The organism is Nocardioides sp. L-11A (genome assembly GCA_029961745.1).
Classification (GTDB): Bacteria; Actinomycetota; Actinomycetes; order Propionibacteriales; family Nocardioidaceae; genus Nocardioides.
Window position 1 is genome coordinate 5,530,174 of record CP124680.1, and the last position, 16,574, is coordinate 5,546,747.

14 protein-coding genes are annotated in these 16,574 nt (G+C 74.1%); 2 read left to right on the plus strand and 12 right to left on the minus strand.

Going from position 1 to position 16,574, the window contains the following annotated elements; genetic code table 11:
• Positions 1 to 96 precede the first annotated feature (96 nt).
• Both glsA and QJ852_26515 read left to right on the plus strand, forming a co-directional pair.
• Positions 97 to 1,044 (plus strand): glutaminase A, encoded by a 948-nt coding sequence (glsA, locus tag QJ852_26510; GenBank protein WGX96685.1) that lies wholly within the window; start codon positions 97 to 99, stop codon positions 1,042 to 1,044.
• A gap of 46 nt (positions 1,045 to 1,090) precedes the next feature.
• Positions 1,091 to 1,822: a gamma-glutamyl-gamma-aminobutyrate hydrolase family protein gene (locus QJ852_26515; GenBank protein WGX96686.1), complete on the plus strand. Its 732-nt coding sequence runs from the start codon at positions 1,091 to 1,093 to the stop codon at positions 1,820 to 1,822.
• Here the strand turns inward: QJ852_26515 and QJ852_26520 are convergent.
• The 12 genes from QJ852_26520 to QJ852_26575 form a co-directional block, all read right to left on the minus strand.
• Entirely contained in the window at positions 1,819 to 4,440 is a 2,622-nt protein-coding gene (locus tag QJ852_26520; GenBank protein WGX96687.1) for a DUF4173 domain-containing protein, read from the minus strand. The two genes, QJ852_26515 and QJ852_26520, sit on opposite strands and share 4 nt — an antisense overlap.
• Positions 4,437 to 5,132 (minus strand): response regulator transcription factor, encoded by a 696-nt coding sequence (locus QJ852_26525; protein WGX96688.1) that lies wholly within the window; start codon positions 5,130 to 5,132, stop codon positions 4,437 to 4,439. The genes QJ852_26520 and QJ852_26525 overlap by 4 nt, the downstream gene beginning before the upstream one ends.
• 134 nt (positions 5,133 to 5,266) lie before the next feature.
• Complete coding sequence (locus QJ852_26530; protein WGX96689.1) at positions 5,267 to 6,484, minus strand: MFS transporter; 1,218 nt, start codon at positions 6,482 to 6,484, stop codon at positions 5,267 to 5,269.
• A gap of 4 nt (positions 6,485 to 6,488) precedes the next feature.
• Positions 6,489 to 7,709, minus strand: a complete 1,221-nt coding sequence (locus QJ852_26535) for a DUF418 domain-containing protein (protein WGX96690.1) — start codon at positions 7,707 to 7,709, stop codon at positions 6,489 to 6,491.
• Positions 7,710 to 7,799: 90 nt separating this feature from the next.
• Positions 7,800 to 8,420, minus strand: coding sequence for a superoxide dismutase (locus tag QJ852_26540; protein ID WGX96691.1), 621 nt, complete (start codon positions 8,418 to 8,420; stop codon positions 7,800 to 7,802).
• Between the two features lie 126 nt (positions 8,421 to 8,546).
• On the minus strand, positions 8,547 to 10,106 hold the full coding sequence (locus QJ852_26545; protein ID WGX96692.1) for an AMP-binding protein: 1,560 nt from the start codon (positions 10,104 to 10,106) through the stop codon (positions 8,547 to 8,549).
• Positions 10,103 to 11,341 (minus strand): saccharopine dehydrogenase C-terminal domain-containing protein, encoded by a 1,239-nt coding sequence (locus QJ852_26550; GenBank protein WGX96693.1) that lies wholly within the window; start codon positions 11,339 to 11,341, stop codon positions 10,103 to 10,105. The genes QJ852_26545 and QJ852_26550 overlap by 4 nt, the downstream gene beginning before the upstream one ends.
• Positions 11,326 to 12,159, minus strand: coding sequence for an ATP-binding cassette domain-containing protein (locus QJ852_26555; protein WGX96694.1), 834 nt, complete (start codon positions 12,157 to 12,159; stop codon positions 11,326 to 11,328). The genes QJ852_26550 and QJ852_26555 overlap by 16 nt, the downstream gene beginning before the upstream one ends.
• Positions 12,153 to 13,097: an ABC transporter ATP-binding protein gene (locus QJ852_26560; protein WGX96695.1), complete on the minus strand. Its 945-nt coding sequence runs from the start codon at positions 13,095 to 13,097 to the stop codon at positions 12,153 to 12,155. Before QJ852_26560 ends, QJ852_26555 begins: the two co-directional genes overlap by 7 nt.
• Complete coding sequence (locus QJ852_26565) at positions 13,094 to 13,969, minus strand: ABC transporter permease (GenBank protein ID WGX96696.1); 876 nt, start codon at positions 13,967 to 13,969, stop codon at positions 13,094 to 13,096. Before QJ852_26565 ends, QJ852_26560 begins: the two co-directional genes overlap by 4 nt.
• Positions 13,966 to 14,919, minus strand: coding sequence for an ABC transporter permease (locus QJ852_26570; GenBank protein ID WGX96697.1), 954 nt, complete (start codon positions 14,917 to 14,919; stop codon positions 13,966 to 13,968). The genes QJ852_26565 and QJ852_26570 overlap by 4 nt, the downstream gene beginning before the upstream one ends.
• Positions 14,892 to 16,553: an ABC transporter substrate-binding protein gene (locus tag QJ852_26575; protein ID WGX96698.1), complete on the minus strand. Its 1,662-nt coding sequence runs from the start codon at positions 16,551 to 16,553 to the stop codon at positions 14,892 to 14,894. Before QJ852_26575 ends, QJ852_26570 begins: the two co-directional genes overlap by 28 nt.
• Positions 16,554 to 16,574 lie beyond the last annotated feature (21 nt).

Sequence of the window (16,574 nt, forward strand, 5' to 3'; positions counted from 1 at the left end):
TTTACGCGGCCGAAACCCTGGGCCAAAAGGTCTATTGACTAGTCCTTAAAGCTCCCCTACGCTCGGCGCGGGCGGAGGACGAGGAGGACGAGGAACGTGAGCACCTGCGGTGTGACGGAGGGCCGGAGCGCAGTAGGACGGCCCGCGGACGCGCTGGTGGAGCACGCCCACGCAGCCGCCGAGCACGGCCGGGCCGCCGCGACGACCGGCGAGGTCTCGGCACAGATCCCGGAGCTCAGCCGGGTCGACCCCGACCGGTTCGGCCTCGCCGTGGCACTCCTCGACGGGACCGAGATCCAGGTCGGCGATGCCGACCGGCCGTTCTCGCTGCAGAGCGTCACCAAGCTCTTCGCCCTGTGCGCCCTGCTCCGCGACGAGCCGACCGCCTGGGAGCACGTCGGCTGGGACGCCTCGGGCGCCGGCTACGGCTCGGTCTCCGAGCTCGAGACCCATGCCGGGCGCCCGCGCAACCCGTTCGTCAACGCCGGGGCGCTCGTGGTCACCGACCGGCTGCTCCATCACACGGGAGATGCTGCCGGAGCCGTCACCGACCTGCTCCGCGACCTCGGCGGCGAGCACGTCCAGCGCGACCGCCGGGTCGCGCTCTCCGAGGCGGCCCACGACCACCGCAACCGGGCGATCGCCCACGTGCTGGCCGAGCACGGCCGCCTGCTGCACGGAGTCGACGCCGTGCTCGCGCAGTACTTCGAGCAGTGCTCGATCACCGCGTCCGCGCTCGCCGTGGCCCGCGCGGCGCTCCTCCTCGCCGACCGCACGGGTGCGCGCGGGCCGCTCGATGCCGCCGCCGTACGACGGGTCAACGCCGTGCTCCTCACCGCCGGGATGTACGGCGCGGCCGGCGACATCGCCTACCGCGTCGGACTGCCGGCCAAGAGCGGCATCGGCGGTGGCGTCGTGGCGGTCCTCCCCGGAGTGGGCTCGATCTGCGTGTGGAGTCCGCGGCTGGACCGGGCGGGCAACTCCACCGGCGCCGTGGCCGCCATCGAGGAGTTCGCGCGCCTGGCCGGCTGGTCCGTGTTCTGAGCGCCCGGACTCCCCGCCCCCGAACGAACCCTGGACTGGAGATCGCGTGACCACCCTCCCCCTCGACCGGCCGCTCGTCGGCATCACCTACAGCTCCGCGGAGCTCGCGGAGTTCTTGCTGTGGCGCAGCATGTTCCGCGGCGTGGTCGCCGCCGGCGGCGTACCGCTGGCGATCGACTGTCGCGACCCGCAGCCCGACATCGCCGACCTGGTCGGCCGACTCGACGGCCTCGTCATCAGCGGCGGCGGCGACGTCGACGCCCGCCGGTACGGCGCCTCGCCGGACGACCCGCTGCTGCGCGGGGTCAACCCGCACCGGGACGAGGCCGAGCTCGCCGCCCTCGACGCGGCCGTGGCCCACGGCCTCCCCGTGCTGGCGATCTGCCGCGGCGCCCAGCTGGTCAACGTCGCCCGCGGCGGCACCCTCTACGTGGACCTGGGGCGTGACCTGCCCTCCGAGCTACGCCACCGGGAGAGCGAGGAGGCGCTCGGCGAGCCGCTGCACGACGTCGAGGTGGTCGGCGGGACGACGCTGGCCGCGTGGACCGGAGGCGGCACGATCGGCGTCAACAGCCAGCACCACCAGGGCATCCGCACGCTGGCCGACGGGCTCGTGCCGAGCGCCCACGCCCCGGACGGCCTGGTCGAGGCGTTCGAGGACCCGCGGGCCCGGCTCGTCGCGATCCAGTGGCATCCCGAGGTGCTCTGGCCCGCGATGGACCACGCGCTCGGGCTGCTGAGCGGGTTCGTCGGGGAGTGCGGCGGGCCTCGTGTCTAGTGCCGCGCGTCCGCGCAGCCGGACAGCGCATCACCCGGCACCGCGCCGGTGTCGTCGAGCGCGTCGGCCGCCCGGGCGCGGCCCAGGTTCCACTCCAGCCAGTCGTCGGCAGCGGCGGTGCGGCCGGCCAGTGCGCACGCCCGCTCGCCCCCGGTGCGCTCGGCGAGGGCCGGGACGGCGTCGTCGGAGAGGTCGCGCAGGTAGGTCCAGTCGACGCGCCCGGTGTCGTCGTACCGCGCCAGGTTGTGCCGGGCGATCCACGCGTCCGGGTTGACGAGCGCGAGGCCGAGCAGGGCCGTGGCGCCGCTGAGCAGGGCGAAGCGCGGGAGCCAGGAGCCGCGCAGACGGATCCCGCTGACGACGACGGCCAGGACCAGGAGGCCCAGCCAGCCCTCGAAGACGTCGACCAGCAGCCGGAGCCGGGTGAAGCCGTAGGCGTCCTGGTAGACGTCCATCCGGTAGAGCGCGGACGCGACGACGACGAGGGTCTCCGCGCACAGCGCGCCGAGCGCGATCCGGAGCCAGAGCCGGTCCGCCGGCGTCGTCCGCGGGGCCTTGCGCGCGGCGACGGCGATCACGAGGAGGGTGAGGCCGGTCGCGACGGTGAGCTGGGCGAAGCCCTGGTGGACGTACTCCGCATAGGTCAGCCCGGTGGTGCGCCGCAGGTAGGCGTGCCCGCCGAAGACCACGGTCGCCTGGGCGGCGAGGAAGACCGCGAACATGGCGACGACGACGAGCACGGGGGCGAGCCATTCGTAGCGGCGCGTCACACTCCGAGGCGCCGGGGTGTCGCGGTCGACCCGCGGTGGGTTGAGGGCGAGGTACGCCGCGGCGAGCACGGTGCCGCCGACGGCCACCGTGACGAACCCGCGCAGCACGAAGGTGTCGATGGTCAGGTCGGGCAGCAGCGCGTCGACCCACTCGGCGACCAGCGCGTCGGCCGACACGAACAGCGCACCGAAGACGACCAGGCCGAGCGCCGACCAGAGCGCCGTCCGCAGCGCGGCGGCACCGTGCCCGATCACCGGCAGCGCCGCGATGGTGCGGCCCAGCCACGGCATCCCGCGCAGTCCCGAGACCGGCCACATCAGCCCGGAGAGCACGAACCCGCCGAGGCTGCGACCGCCGGTGACCCCGCAGACGCAGAGGACGGCGCCCGCGAGCAGGCAGAGCACCACGACCCACTCGGCGTCGCGGAGGACGGCGGTCGCGGCCAGCAGCACGCAGAGCCCCGCACAGCTGAGCGTGAACGGGTCGCGGCGGTCACGGCTGGCGGCGAGCACAACGGCCCCGGCGGCGAGCAGGACCAGGAAGGTGCCGATGCCGAGGGCCCGCTCGGGCAGCACCAGCCCGCCGAGCAGGCCGGCGCCGAGGGCGCCCAGCAGCAGGCCGGTGCGGGTCGGAACGCCGTGCTCGGGCCAGAAGCCGCCGAGCAGGTCGTCGGTGATCGACGCCGGCGGAGCGGACTCCGATGCCGCGGCGGATACTGCGGCGGATGCTGCGGGGGGTGCTGCGGCGGGGCGCGGGGAGGGGGGAGCGGACACGGGTGCCTCCAGGTCGGGTACGGCGGCCGGCCGGGCCGCGGGGTCGAGCGGCAGGTCGACCCGGACCCGGGCGCCGACGGCTCCCGAGGGGGGATCGAGGAAGCCGATGGTGCCGCCGTGCAGATCGGTGACCCATCGGGCGATGGCGAGGCCGAGGCCGGTGCCCCCGGTGTCGGGACCAGTGGCACCGGGGCCGCCGATCCCACGCAGCGTGCCGAACGCCTCGAACACCCGCTCGCGCGCGTCGGCCGGGAGGCCGGGGCCGTCGTCGCGGACCTCGAGGAGGTACCGGTCGTTCTGCCGCGCGGCGGTCACCACCACGGTGCCGCCGGCCGGGCTGTGCCGGGAGGCGTTGTCGAGCAGGTTCGCGACCAGCTGGTGCAGCCGCGCCGGGTCCGCGGTCACGACCAGGTCGGCCGGCGCGACGCGGACGTCGTACTCCACGTCACGACCGAGCACGGCGACCTCGGCCACACACCGGTCGAGCAGGTCGGCGACCCGGACGGGTCGGGGCGAGAGCGGTGCCCGCCCCGCGTCGACGCGGGCGAGGTCGAGCAGGTCCTCGACCAGCCCACTCATCCGCTCCGCCTGGGCGAGCGCGGTGCCCAGCACGGCCGGGTCGTCGGGCACGACGCCGTCGACGACATTCTCCAGGACGGCCCGCAGGCCGGCGAGCGGCGTGCGCAGCTCGTGGCTGACGTTGGCGACCAGCTCGCGCCGCTGCCGGTCGACGCCGGCGAGCTCGTGGGCCATCGTGTTGAACGCCCGGGCCAGCTCGCCCACCTCGTCGCGCGCGGTGTCGGGCACCCGGACGGCGTAGTCGCCGGTGGCCATCCGCCGCGCCGCGGCGGTCATCTGCCGCAGCGGCGAGGTCATCCCGACGGCGAGCAGCTGGGTCAGCGCGAGCGCGAGCCCGATGGTCACCGGGATGGTCAGCCAGGCGGGGACGCCGCCGGTCCGGCCGAGGGTGGCGACCAGCGCGGCGAGGGTCGCGCTGGCCGCCACCAGCAGGCCGAGCTTGACCTTGATCGAGCGGATCCCGACCAGCGGCTGCGGTGTGGACGGCCCGGTCACGGGGCCGGCACCTCGAGCGCGTAGCCCACGCCGTGGGCGGTGCGGACCAGATCGGCGCCCACCTTCGCCCGCAGGCCCTTGACGTGGCTGTCGACGGTCCGGGTGCCGGTGGCGCCGTCCCAGCCCCACACCTCGGCGAGCAGCTTCTCGCGGGTGACGACCGCGCCCGGCGTGGCGGCGAGGCACAGCAGCAGGTCGAACTCCGTCGGGGTCAGCCGCACCTCCTCCTCGCCGCGCCACACCCGGCGCGCCGGTCCGTCGACCCGCAGGTCGCCGAGCTCCAGCGCGCGCCGCCCGGCGAGTTCCGCGGCCCGCTCCACCCGGCGCAGCAGCGCGGACACCCGCGCCACCAGCTCCCGCATCCGGAACGGCTTGGTGAGGTAGTCGTCGGCCCCGACCCCGAGGCCGACCAGGACGTCGGCCTCGTCGGTGCGAGCGGTGAGCATGAGCACCGGCACCGGGCGCTCGGCCTGGATCCGCCGGCACACCTCGTGGCCGTCGTACCCCGGCAGCATGACGTCGAGCAGCACCAGGTCCGGCGCGTGCTCGGCGTGCGCCGCGACCGCTCCCGGTCCGTCGAACGCCCGCACGACGTCGTACCCCTCGGCCTGGAGACGGTCGGCGACCGCCTGGTTGATGACCGGGTCGTCCTCCACGACGAGGACCCGGCGGTGCACGCGCTGCGCTGGCATGTCTCCGAGGCTACGAGCGGGAGGCGCCGAAAACCGGGGACGACGTGTGCAGGTTCTGTGCAGATCCCCGGCGTGACGTCATTCGCCCTGTGGGCGAGAGCCCACAGAACGTATGACGTTGCGGCGCCAACCCGTCAGGAGCGGGCGGCCAGCTCGTCCTCGATGGACCGGTCCCGGGTGGCGTAGAGACCGCACAGGTAGAGCGGCACGCACAGGGCGAGGAGCACCAGGATGGACGCCGTCCAGGTGCCGGTCGCGGCGTGCAGGACGCCGACGCCGAACGGCCCGGCGGCGGCGATGAGGTAGCCCGTCGACTGGGTGAAGCCCGAGAGGGCCGCGGTGCCCTCGGGGGTGCGGCTGCGCAGGCCGATCAGGGTCAGCACGAGCGGGAAGGTGCTGCAGCCGATGCCGATGGCGAGCGCCCACAGCCAGCCGAGCGGGCGCGGGGCGGCGAGGAAGCCGAGGTACCCGATCGGGTAGCACGCGATGAGGGCGGTGAGCAGCCAGCGCTGGTCGCGGAATCGGCCGGCGACGATCGGGATCAGCAGCGACAGCGGGATGCTCGCCCCGGTCACGACGCCGAGCAGGACGCCGGCGCTCTCGGCGGAGTACCCCGCGTCGCGGCACATCTGCGCGAACCAGCCGAAGACGGCGTACGCCTGCAGCGACTGGAGGCCGAACGCGCCGGCCATCGCCCAGCCGAGCCGGGTCCGGGCGATGGCGGTGATGCCGAGCGTGGTGGACCGGCGGCCCTCGTGCAGGTCGTGCCGGATCAGCCCGATCCACGGCAGCACCGCGATGGCCGCGGTCGCCGCCCAGGCACCGAGCCCCCGCGCGTAGTCGACGCCGCCGTCGGCGATCGGCACGGTGAGGGCCGAGGACGTGGTGAGCCCGATCGCCATCGACGTCGAGTAGACGGCCGTGAGCAGGCCCACCTGTCCGGGGAAGTGCAGCTTCACCAACGACGGCATCAACACGTTCGCCGTCGCCGCGCCGGAGAGGGCGGCGAAGGACAGCACGAGGAACAGCCAGCCCTGGTGCACCTCGCTGCGCCACCACAGACAGCCGGCGAGCAGGACCAGCCCCAGCAGCGCCACCCGGTGCAGTCCCAGCCAGGACGCGAGCCGCGGCGCCGCGCCGCCGACGAGCGCGAAGCACAGCACCGGCAGGGTCGTGAGCAGACCGGCCTCGAAGTCCCCCAGCGGTACGCCGGCGCGGATCTCCTCCAGCAGCGGCCCGACGCTCGTGGCCGCCGGCCGCAGGTTGAACGCCAGCACCACGATGCCGAGGACGACCAGGAGACGCTGGAGGTGGGTGTCCCGGACGGCGTCGGTGGTGGCGGGGGCGGTCACGAGGTCATGTAACACGGCCCGGCCGCTGGGGATTCCGGCGGGCCGGGTCGGGGGCGGCTCGGCGGTAGGTGACCCGCCGGACCAGCACCTCGAACGGGCCGCGCCGACCGCGCCGGGCCAGCAGGTCCGCCAGCACGACCGAGGCGACCCAGGTGGCGATCGCGAGCAGCGCGGTGGCGGTGACGGTCAGGGTGCCCGCGAGGCCGAGCAGGTAGGGGGTGAACACCACGGCCCACACCACCGACTGCAGCAGGTAGCAGGTCATCGAGCGCTGGCCGGTCGCGGCGAGCGCGTCGATCACCCGGCCCCGGCGGCCCTCGACCAGGCCCTCCAGCGGACGCGCGACCAGGGTGATCAGCGCGGCGTACCCGAGTCCGCCGAGGACGCCCGTCGCGTCGTGCAGCGGCCCGATCAGCTCGAGCGTGTCCGGGGAGGGGACCGACGTGACGCCCGCCAGCATCAGGGCGACCGGCTGGGCGCCGAGCACCGCGACGGTGACGCCGACGACCGCGACGGCGACGAGCAGGCCGCGGTAGCGCTCGGGCTGCTCCAGCACCCGGCGCCGCCCGGCCCACAGGCCGAGCAGGTAGGGACAGGCGAACCCCAGCGGACCGAGCAACGCGATGAAGGCCACCGCGGCCGGCCGCTCGGCCAACTGGGTCGCGAGGTCGGGCGGCAGCATCGCCACGTCGGGCGGGTCGGTGCTGACGGACGAGGAGTTCGCCGCCGGGAGCGCGTTGAGGGCGAAGAGGAGCCCCGCCACGACCAGCAGCCACCGGTCCGACCAGCGCACGGCGAAGGCGCCGACCAGCAGCAGTACGCCGTACATCGCGAGGATGTCGCCGACGTAGAACAGCAGTCCGTCGACCACGCCCACCCCGATCAGTACGGCGCCGCGCCGCCACAGCAGGCGGCGCACCGCCCGGGGAGCGACCCCCGCCGCCTGCTGCCGCCGCACGATGTGCGCGACGCCGTACCCGAACAGGAAGCCGAACATCGGGAACGCCCGGCCGTCGACGACGGTCGCGATCACCCAGGTCACCGCGGAGTCGAGGGTCGAGCCGTCCAGCGGGAACCCGCCGCGGATCGACGCGCCGGCCGACGTACCGGTGAGGAAGTAGTGGGTGTTGGCGAGCGCGATGAACAGCAGCATGCAGCCCCGCGCGAGGTCCGGCCCGAGCGCCCGCGCCGAGAGCGCGACGGGACCTTCGCTGGTGATGCTCACCGGGCCAGTCAAGCCGGGGCCCGAGGCCCGCACATCGGACCGCGGTCGTCGGCGCCCCCTACTTCGGTCGGAGTCCGACGGGCCCGCAGCTCAGACGATCAGGCCGGGGGTCCGGCTGCGGGCGGCCTCGAAGCGGCGCTGCACGTCGGCCCAGTTGACGACGTTCCACCACTGCTGGACGAAGGTGGCCTTGTCGTTGCGGTACTGCAGGTAGTAGGTGTGCTCCCACATGTCGAGCATGAGCAGCGGGACCATGCAGATCGGCACATTCCCCTGGTGGTCGAAGTGCTGGATGATGTAGGGCCGCTGGGCGAGCGTGTCCCAGGTCAGCACCGACCAGCCGGAGCCCTGGACCCCGAGGGCGTTGGCCTGGAAGTGCGCACGGAACCTGTCGAAGCCGCCGAAGTACTCCTCGATCGCCTGGGCCAGCTCCCCGGTGGGCTGGTCGCCGCCGTCGGGCGACATATTGGGCCAGAACACGGAGTGGTTGACGTGGCCGCCGAGGTGGAAGGCGAGGTTCTTCTCCAGCGTCGAGAGGCTCCCGAAGCTGTCCTTCTCGCGCGCCTCGGCGAGCTGCTCGACGGCGGTGTTGATGCCGGCGACGTAGGCGTTGTGGTGCTTGCCGTGGTGCAGCTCCATGATCTCGCCCGAGATGTAGGGCTCGAGGGCGGCGTAGTCGTAGGGAAGGTCGGGCAGTGCGTACTCAGCCATGTCGCAAGTCTTTCGCTATTGCATGTTACTTGCAACAATGGGCCCGGGCGCTCGACCGCCCGGTGCGGGCCGCCCGCCAAGGTCCGATGGGTACGGGCGGAGGGGCGGCCCGCACCGACACCCCGATCACCGGGCGCCGGGCTCCTCGGCGACCGGCAGCTCGCGGAGCATCCGGCGCATGATCTTGCCGCTCGACGTCTGCGGCAGCGCCGGGACGAAGACCACCGACCGGGGCGTCTTGTACGCCGCCAGCTCGGCCCGGGCGCAGGCGATCAGCTCCTCCTCCGTGGCCCGGTGCCCGTCCCGGAGCACGACATAGGCCCGGGCGACCTCGCCCTTCACCTCGTCCGGGACCGGTCCGACGGCGACCAGCGCGACCGCCGGGTGGCCGGACAGCACCCGCTCGATCTCGGCCGGATAGACGTTGTAGCCACCCGAGATGATCAGGTCGCGACAGCGGTCCACCACCCACAGGTCGCCCTCGGCGTCGCGGCGGACCAGGTCGCCGGTGCGCAGCCAGCCGCCGGCGAGCACCTCCGCGGTGGCGTCGGGGCGGCCGAAGTACTCGGTCATCACCAATGGTCCGCGCATCCAGAGCTCGCCGGGCCGGTCGACGGCGGCCTCGACCTCCGGACGGTCGAGGTCGGCGACCCGGGCCTCCATGCCCGGCAGCGGCCGGCCGATCGAGCCGTGCACCCGCTCGGTCCCGACCGGGTGCGTGGTGCCCAGGCCGGAGAGCTCGGTCATCCCCCACAGCTCGATCAGCGGCGCGCCGCTGGCCTGCTCCCAGGCGGTCATCGTGGAGACCGCCATGGTCTGCCCACCCACGGTGCAGCGGGTCAGGGTGGCGAGGTCGGCCGGGTCCAGGCCGGGGTCGGCGAGCATCATCGCGTACATCGCGGGCACGCCCTCGAAGAGCGTCGCGCGGTACTCGGCGACGAGGTCCATCGCGGCGCGCGCGCCGAACCTGCTCATCAGCACCACCGTCCCGCCGGTCCCGAACGTGCCGTTGAGGACCACGCTGCCGTAGACGTGCGGCGCGGGGAGTGCCGTGACCACTACGTCCGCGGCGGTCTTGCCGTGCGCCTCGGCGCTGAGCCGCCAGTTGAGCAGGACCGCCCCCTGCGACTGCACCGCGCCCTTGGGATGCCCGGTGGTGCCCGAGGTGTAGCCGATCACCGCAGGGTCCTCGGGACCGAGCGCGACCGGCGACGCCGCGCGGCCGACCGCCACCACGTCCTCGAGCCCCACCACCTCGACCCCCTCGGCCCGCAGGTCCGACGGCAGCTCGTCCAGGACCACGACCGCCCACAGCCGGCTCAGCACCGCGCCGTCGAGCGCGGCGAGCACCGCCGCCGTGGTGCACAGGACCCGCGCACCGCAGTCGTCGAGGACATAGGCCAGCTCGCTGGTCGTGAGCATGGCGTTGACCGGGTTGACGACCGCGCCGCTGCGCAGGATGCCGTGGTAGGCCTGCACCCACGCGGCGCTGTTGGGTGCGTAGACGGTGACCCGGTCCCCAGGACGCACGCCGTGCGCCTGCAGCCAGCCCGCCACCCGGTCGGCGCGCTCGGCCAGGTCGGCGTACGTGAACGAGCGGCCGTCGTGGACGAGCGCCACCGCCGTCGGCCGAGCCCGGGCGGTCGTGGCGAGCAGGTCGCCCGGCAGGACGGGCGCCGCACTCATCGCGGGGTCCGCTCCTCGAGGCCCCAGGGCGAGTCGTAGGCGTCCGGCGCGGCCAGCAGCTCGAGGAAGGGCACCGGGTCGAACGCCTCAGGGCCCAGGACGCCGGTGCCCTTCCAGGCACCCGTCGCCAGCAGCTCGAGCGCCACCACGGGGTTGACCGCGGTCTGCCACACCACGCACTGCGTGCCGTACCGGTCCATGCTCCAGGCGTTGTCGACGACGTGATGGAGGTAGACCTCCCGCGGGTTGCCGTCGACGCCCGTCCCGGTGACCCACAGGCCCGCGCAGGTGGCCCCGCTCATCGCGGAGCCGAGCCGGGCCGGGTCGGGCAGGCAGGCGGCGACGACGTCGCGCGGCGAGACCTCGACGTCGCCGACCCGGACCTTGTCGGTGCGGTCGAGGCCGAGCTTGTGCAGGACCCGCAGTACCTCGATGAACTCCTCGCCCAGGCCGTACTTGAACGTCACCCGCTCGGCGTCGACCCACCGTGGCATGAGGACGACCTCCTCGTGCTCGACGTTGACGCACTCGACCGGCCCGATCCCACCGGGGAAGTCGAAGACCTCCGGCTCGGAGAACGGCTCGGTGGTGAACCAGCCGCGCTCGCGCTCCCACACCAGCGGTGGGTTGAGGCACTCCTCGATCGTCGTCCAGACCGAGAACGACGGGGCGAAGCCGTGGCCCGCGACCTGCAGGTTCGAGCCGTCCCGGGTGCCGAGCTCGTCGATCGAGGAGAACAGGTGGTCGGCGGCGTAGCGCGCGAAGACGTCGGACAGGCCGGGCTCGACGCCGATGCCGACCAGCGCGAGGCGGCCGGCCTCCTCCCACTCCCCCGCCCGGGCGAACTGGTGGTCACCGAGCATCACGCCGCACCGCTCGTACGGACGCTCGGGGTGCGGCGCCGACAGGCTCATCGCCATGTCGAGGTAGTCGGCTCCGGCCTCGAAGGCGGCGTCGAAGATCGCCTCGACGAAGCGCGGGTCGACCGCGTTGAGCACGTGGGTGATCCGGTGCTCCCGGATCGCGGCGACCAGGCCGGCCCGGTCGGAGGCGTCGAGCCGGATCGCCCGGAGCCGGGAGTCGGGCTCCGCGCCGGGCCGGCAGTTCGCCACGGTCGCGCGGGCGCGGGACTCGTCATGGTCGGCGACGACGAGGGCCTCGAAGAAGTCGCGGGTCGTGGCGATGCGCACGAAGGCGTCGCCGACACCGCCGGCGCCGATCAGGAGGACGCGCATGGAGGGGTGTTCCTTTCAACCTGGTGGGGGACGGTGCCCGGACGGGCACCGTCGGACCGGGGCGGCACGGCCGCCCGCAGTCGCTGGGTGTAGGGCGCCGAGGGCCGGTCCAGGACCTGTGCCACCGGCCCCTGCTCGACGACGTCGCCGGCCCTCATCACCAGCACCCGGTCGGCGACCTGGCGCACGACGGCGAGGTCGTGGGTGATGAACAGGTAGGCCGTGTCGGTGGCCGCCCGGACGTCGGCGAGCAGGTTGACCACCTGGGCCTGGATCGAGACGTCCAGCGCGGAGACGGCCTCGTCGAGGACGAGCACCGGGGGCCGCGGCGCCAGCGCACGGGCGATGGCGACCCGCTGACGCTGGCCGCCGGAGAGCTCGCCGGGCCGGCTCTCCAGCTGCCGGGCGCTCAGCCCGACCGCCTCGCCCAGCTCGCGCACCCGCGCCGCCCGCTCCGCACGGTCGCGTACGCCGTGCAGCGCGAGCACCTCGGCCAGCGCGTCGCCGGGCGACTGCCGCGGGTCGAGCGAGGCGTAGGGATCCTGGAAGACCATCTGCAGCAGCCGGGCCCGGCGCAGCCGTTCCCTGCGGCGCCGGGCCGGACGGCTGACGTCGTGGCCGTCGAGGATCACCCGTCCCGCCGTCGGCGCGAGCAGGCCGGCGATCATCCGCGCGGTCGTCGACTTGCCCGACCCGGACTCGCCGACGATCGCCAGGCACTCGCCGCGCTCCAGGTGCAGGTCGAGACCGGTCACCGCGACCGTCGTCGCGCCGCGGGGGCCGGGGAACTCCTTGCGGAGCGCGGTCACGGTCAGCACGGGGTCCTCCCCTCGCGCACGCACCGGACGGCGTGCTGGGTGCCGGTCAGCGGCGGGACCGCCGTACGGCAGGCATCGACGGCCCGGTCGCAGCGCGGGGCGAACGCGCAGCCTGCCCCGGCCTCGTACGCCGCGACCGGGTGCCCGGCGATGGCCGGCAGCCGAGGCAGCCGGTGATCGATGTCCGGCCGGGCCGCGAACAGGGCGCGGGTGTAGGGATGGCGCGGGTCGGCGGCCAGCGCGCCGGCCGCGGCGACCTCCTGGACGGTCCCGGCGTACAGCACCGCGATCCGGTCGCACAGCTGGGCGGCGAGGTCGAGGTCGTGGCTGATGAAGACCAGGCCCGTGCCCCGCTCGCGCCGCAGCTCGTCGAGGATCGCCACGACCTCCGCCTGGGTGGTGACGTCGAGGGCCGTGGTCGGCTCGTCCGCGAGCACCAGCGCCGGGTCGGCGAGGACCACGGAGGCGATCATGATCCGCTGGAGCATCCCTCCCGACAGCTGGTCGGGATGGCGATCCAACAGCCGGCGGGGCTCGGCGAGACCGACCCGGTCGAGCAGCGCCAGCACCTCGGGCAGCCGCGCGGACCGGGCCCGGCGGGCGGTCGTCTCCAGCAGGAAGTCGCCGATCCGCTGGCGCGGGTCCAGGTGGGCGCGGGCGTCCTGGAAGACCATCCCGAGCCGCCGGCGCGCCACGTCGTGGCCGGTGCGGCTGCGCGCGAGCGGGGCCCCGTCGAACCGGATCGTGCCCGACCGGACGGCGCCGGCAGGGAGCAGGCCGGCCACCGCGCGGGCCAGCATGGACTTGCCGGCCCCGGACTCCCCGACCAGGCCCAGCGCCTCGCCGGGGGCCATGGCCAGGGTGATGTCGCGCAGCACGGTGCCGCGTCCGGGCAGCTCGACGACCACCTCGTCGACCTCCAGCAGCGGGCTGGTCATCGCTTCTCCTTGCGGGCACGGGCGAGCGGGCGTCCCTCGGTGAGCCGGTCGCCGAGGAAGGTCAGGGCGACCACGGTGGTCACGATCGCCAGCCCGGCGTACACGGCCTGCTCGGGGTGTCCCTGGAGCAGCGCGGACGTGTCGCTGACGAGGACGCCCCAGTCCGCGGCAGGCGCCTGGACCGCGAGCCCCAGGAAGGACAGCGAGGCGAGGTCGACGAGGGCGAGCGCGAACGCGACCGGCACCTGGGCGAGGACGACGCCGAGGATGTTCGGCAGGATGTGCCGCACGCAGATCCGCAGCCCGCCCATGCCCTGCAGCTCGAGGGCCTCCACATAGGGCAGGTGCCGCTGCGCGCGGGCCGCGGCCCGCGCCGTGCGGGCGACATAGGGCAGGTAGGCGACCGCCAGGGCGATCACGGCCGGGGTGAGCCCCGGCTCGAAGACGGCCACCGCCAGGACGGCGACCAGGATGCCCGGGACGGCGAAGATCACGTCGAGCACCCGCGCCAGGGTGGCGTCGAGCAGGCCGCCGCGCCAGGCGGCGCTCAGGCCGATCGGCAGTCCCACGGTGAGGCTCAGCGCGACCACCAGGGCCGGCCCGCCGAGGCTGGTCCGGGCACCCCACAGCAGCCGGGACCAGATGTCCCGGCCGGTCGCGTCGGTGCCCAGCCAGTGCTCGGCGCTCGGTCCGGCGTACGGATGCAGGAGGTCCTGCTGGTCGACGGGATAGGGCGCGACCCAGGGCGCGAGGGCGGCCAGCAGGATCAGCGCGGCCACGACCGACAGGGCGATCCAGCCGACCGGACCGAGGACGCCGCGCGCGCGGCGCGGGCGCGGCCGGCCGGCGGGGAGGGTGAGTGCCAGCGTCATGCTGCCCTCCTGCGCTGGCGCGGGTCGAGGCCGCGGGCGGCCAGGTCGACGAGGGTGTTGGTGACCACGAAGACCACGACGAGCAGCAGGCTGATCGCCTGCACGGTCGGGAAGTCCTGGCGGTTGACGGAGCTGACCAGCAGCGAGCCCAGACCGGCGATGCCGAAGGCGTTCTCGACCACGATCGCGCCCGCGAACAGCGCCGCCACCAGCAGCCCGCCCGCGGTGATCACCGGGCCGGCGGCGTTCGGGAGGATGTGCCGCGCGACGACCACCCGCGCGGGCAGGCCGCGGGCCCGAGCCGTGGTGACGTACTCGCGACCGCTCTCGGCGCGGACGCTGGCGCGAGTGACCCGGGCCAGCATGGCCGAGGAGACCAGGGCCAGCGAGAGGGCGGGGAGCACCAGGCCGCGCAGCCCGTCGGCGCCGTACGCCGGGAACCAACCCAGGCCCACGGCGAAGACCGCGATCAGCAGGGTCGCCGAGACGAAGGTCGGGATCCCGGCGACGACGGCGACGACGGTCGTCAGCACGGTGTCGAGCCGGCCGGGACGCAGGCCCATCGGCACCCCGACGGCGATGCCGATCATGACGAGCAGCAGGCCGGCCAGGCCCACCAGCGCGAGCGTGGTGGGAGCGGTGGCGCCAAGTCGGGTCGCGACCGACTGGCCGCCGACGAAGGAGGTGCCGAAGTCGCCGTGCGCGACCGAGCCGAGCCAGTGCAGGTAGCGGATCAGGAAGGGATCGTCGAGGCGGTACTGCTCCCGGACCGCCGCGCGCACCTCGTCGGTCGGGGTGGTGGAGCCGAAGAGCACCGACTCCGCGTCGCCCGGCGCCGCGTAGAGACTCGCGAACACGACGAAGCTGGCCGCGAGGATGCTGACGCACATCGCCCCCACGGTGCGCAGCAGCTCCCGGACGGTCACGGTGCGCCGACCGAGGCCGTCCACGCGGTGCCCATGTACGCGAAGGTCAGCGGGACGCCGGTGATGCCCTCGTCGAGATAGACCGCGGCCCGCGGCGCCACGAGCGGGATCCAGGGCAGCTCCTCGGCCAGGATCGCCTGCGCGGCGATCACCAGGTCGGCCCGGGCGTCGTCGTCCGGCTCGCCGAACGCCTCGCGGAGCAGCCGGTCGACCTCCGGGTTGTCGTAGCCGCCGTAGTTCTGGCTGCCGTCCTTGTTGCCGATGAAGCCGTACATGAACGCGGGCTCCTGCACCTGCGTGTAGTTCATGGTGAGGAAGGCGTCGTAGTCGGCACGCACCGACGCGTCGGAGAAGAGCGAGTAGTACTGGGCCAGCGGCAGCGCGACGATCTCCATGTCGAGCCCCAGCTCCTTGGCGGCCTGCTGCACGACGGTCGCGGTGGTCCGGTACATCTCGATGCCGCCGGGATAGGCCAGGGTGAGCCGCTCGCCGCTCAGCCCGGCCTGCTCGACGGCTGCCCGGCCGTCCCCGGAGGCGTCCTTGCTCGCCCGCTCGATCTCCTCGTACGCCGCCCGGTAGCGCTCCTGCGCGTAGCCCCACAGTCCGGGACCGGCGACGGTGTACAGCGGGTCGGCCGCGCCCGCGAACGCGGTCCGCACCAGTGCCTCCCGGTCGACCGCGCCGGACAGCGCCCGGCGTACCGCAGGGTCGGCCAGGGGCCCCTCAGCCAGATCGCTGACGATGATGTCGAGGTTCTGGGGCGTGCTGCCCTCGGCGCCGAGCCACAGTTCGCCGCTGCCCGTCTCGCGCAGGCTCGGGATCACCTCGGCCGGGATGTTGAACCCGCCGTCGACGGCGCCGGTGCGGATCGCGTTGGCCAGCGCCTTCGCCTCGGCCGGGAACTCGAAGCGCACCTGCTCGGCCAGCGGCTTCCGCTCGCTGTTCCAGTAGTCCGGGCTGCGCTTCAGCGTCAGCGGGCCGACGCCGTCCCAGGAGTCGAGCACGTACGGGCCGGTGCAGAGCACGCCCGTCCCGGGAGTGCCGAGGTCGTCGGGGTGCGCCTCGGCGAACGCCTTGCTGATGATCGCGCCGCCGAGGGTGTTCATGCCCTTGAGGAAGACGGCGTTCGGCTCGGTGAAGGTCACCTCGACCTGGTCCGTGCCGGACGGCTCGATCGCCGCGACCCCCTGGTAGAGGATCGAGTACGACGACGCGAGAGCCGGGTCGAGGTTGCGCCGGAGGCTGAACAGCACGTCCTCGCGGGTCATCGGCGTGCCGTCCGAGAACGTCACGTCGTCGCGCAGGGTGAACCGGACCGTGCGCGGGTCGACCTGCTCCCAGGCCGACGCCAGACCGGGGCGCGGCTCGTAGCCGGGGCCGGTGTCGAGCAGACTCTCGCACAGGTTGGGGATGACGGTGAGCTCGGGATAGTCGGCCACCTTGATCGGGTCGAGGGTGGCGGGGCTGCGGTAGTCGCCGTACCAGGTGAAGGAGTCGACGGGGCCGGTCGCGGCCGGCGTGGTGGTCGTGTCGGTGTCGAAGGTCGCCTCGGGCCCCGAGCTGTCGGAGTCGTCGGAGCTGCAGGCGCTGAGCCCGAGCGCGAGGACGGCGACGAGGGCCAGGGCCGGTCGGAGCTCGGTACGGCGGAGTGTGGGCATGACGGTCCCTCTCGGTGGGTG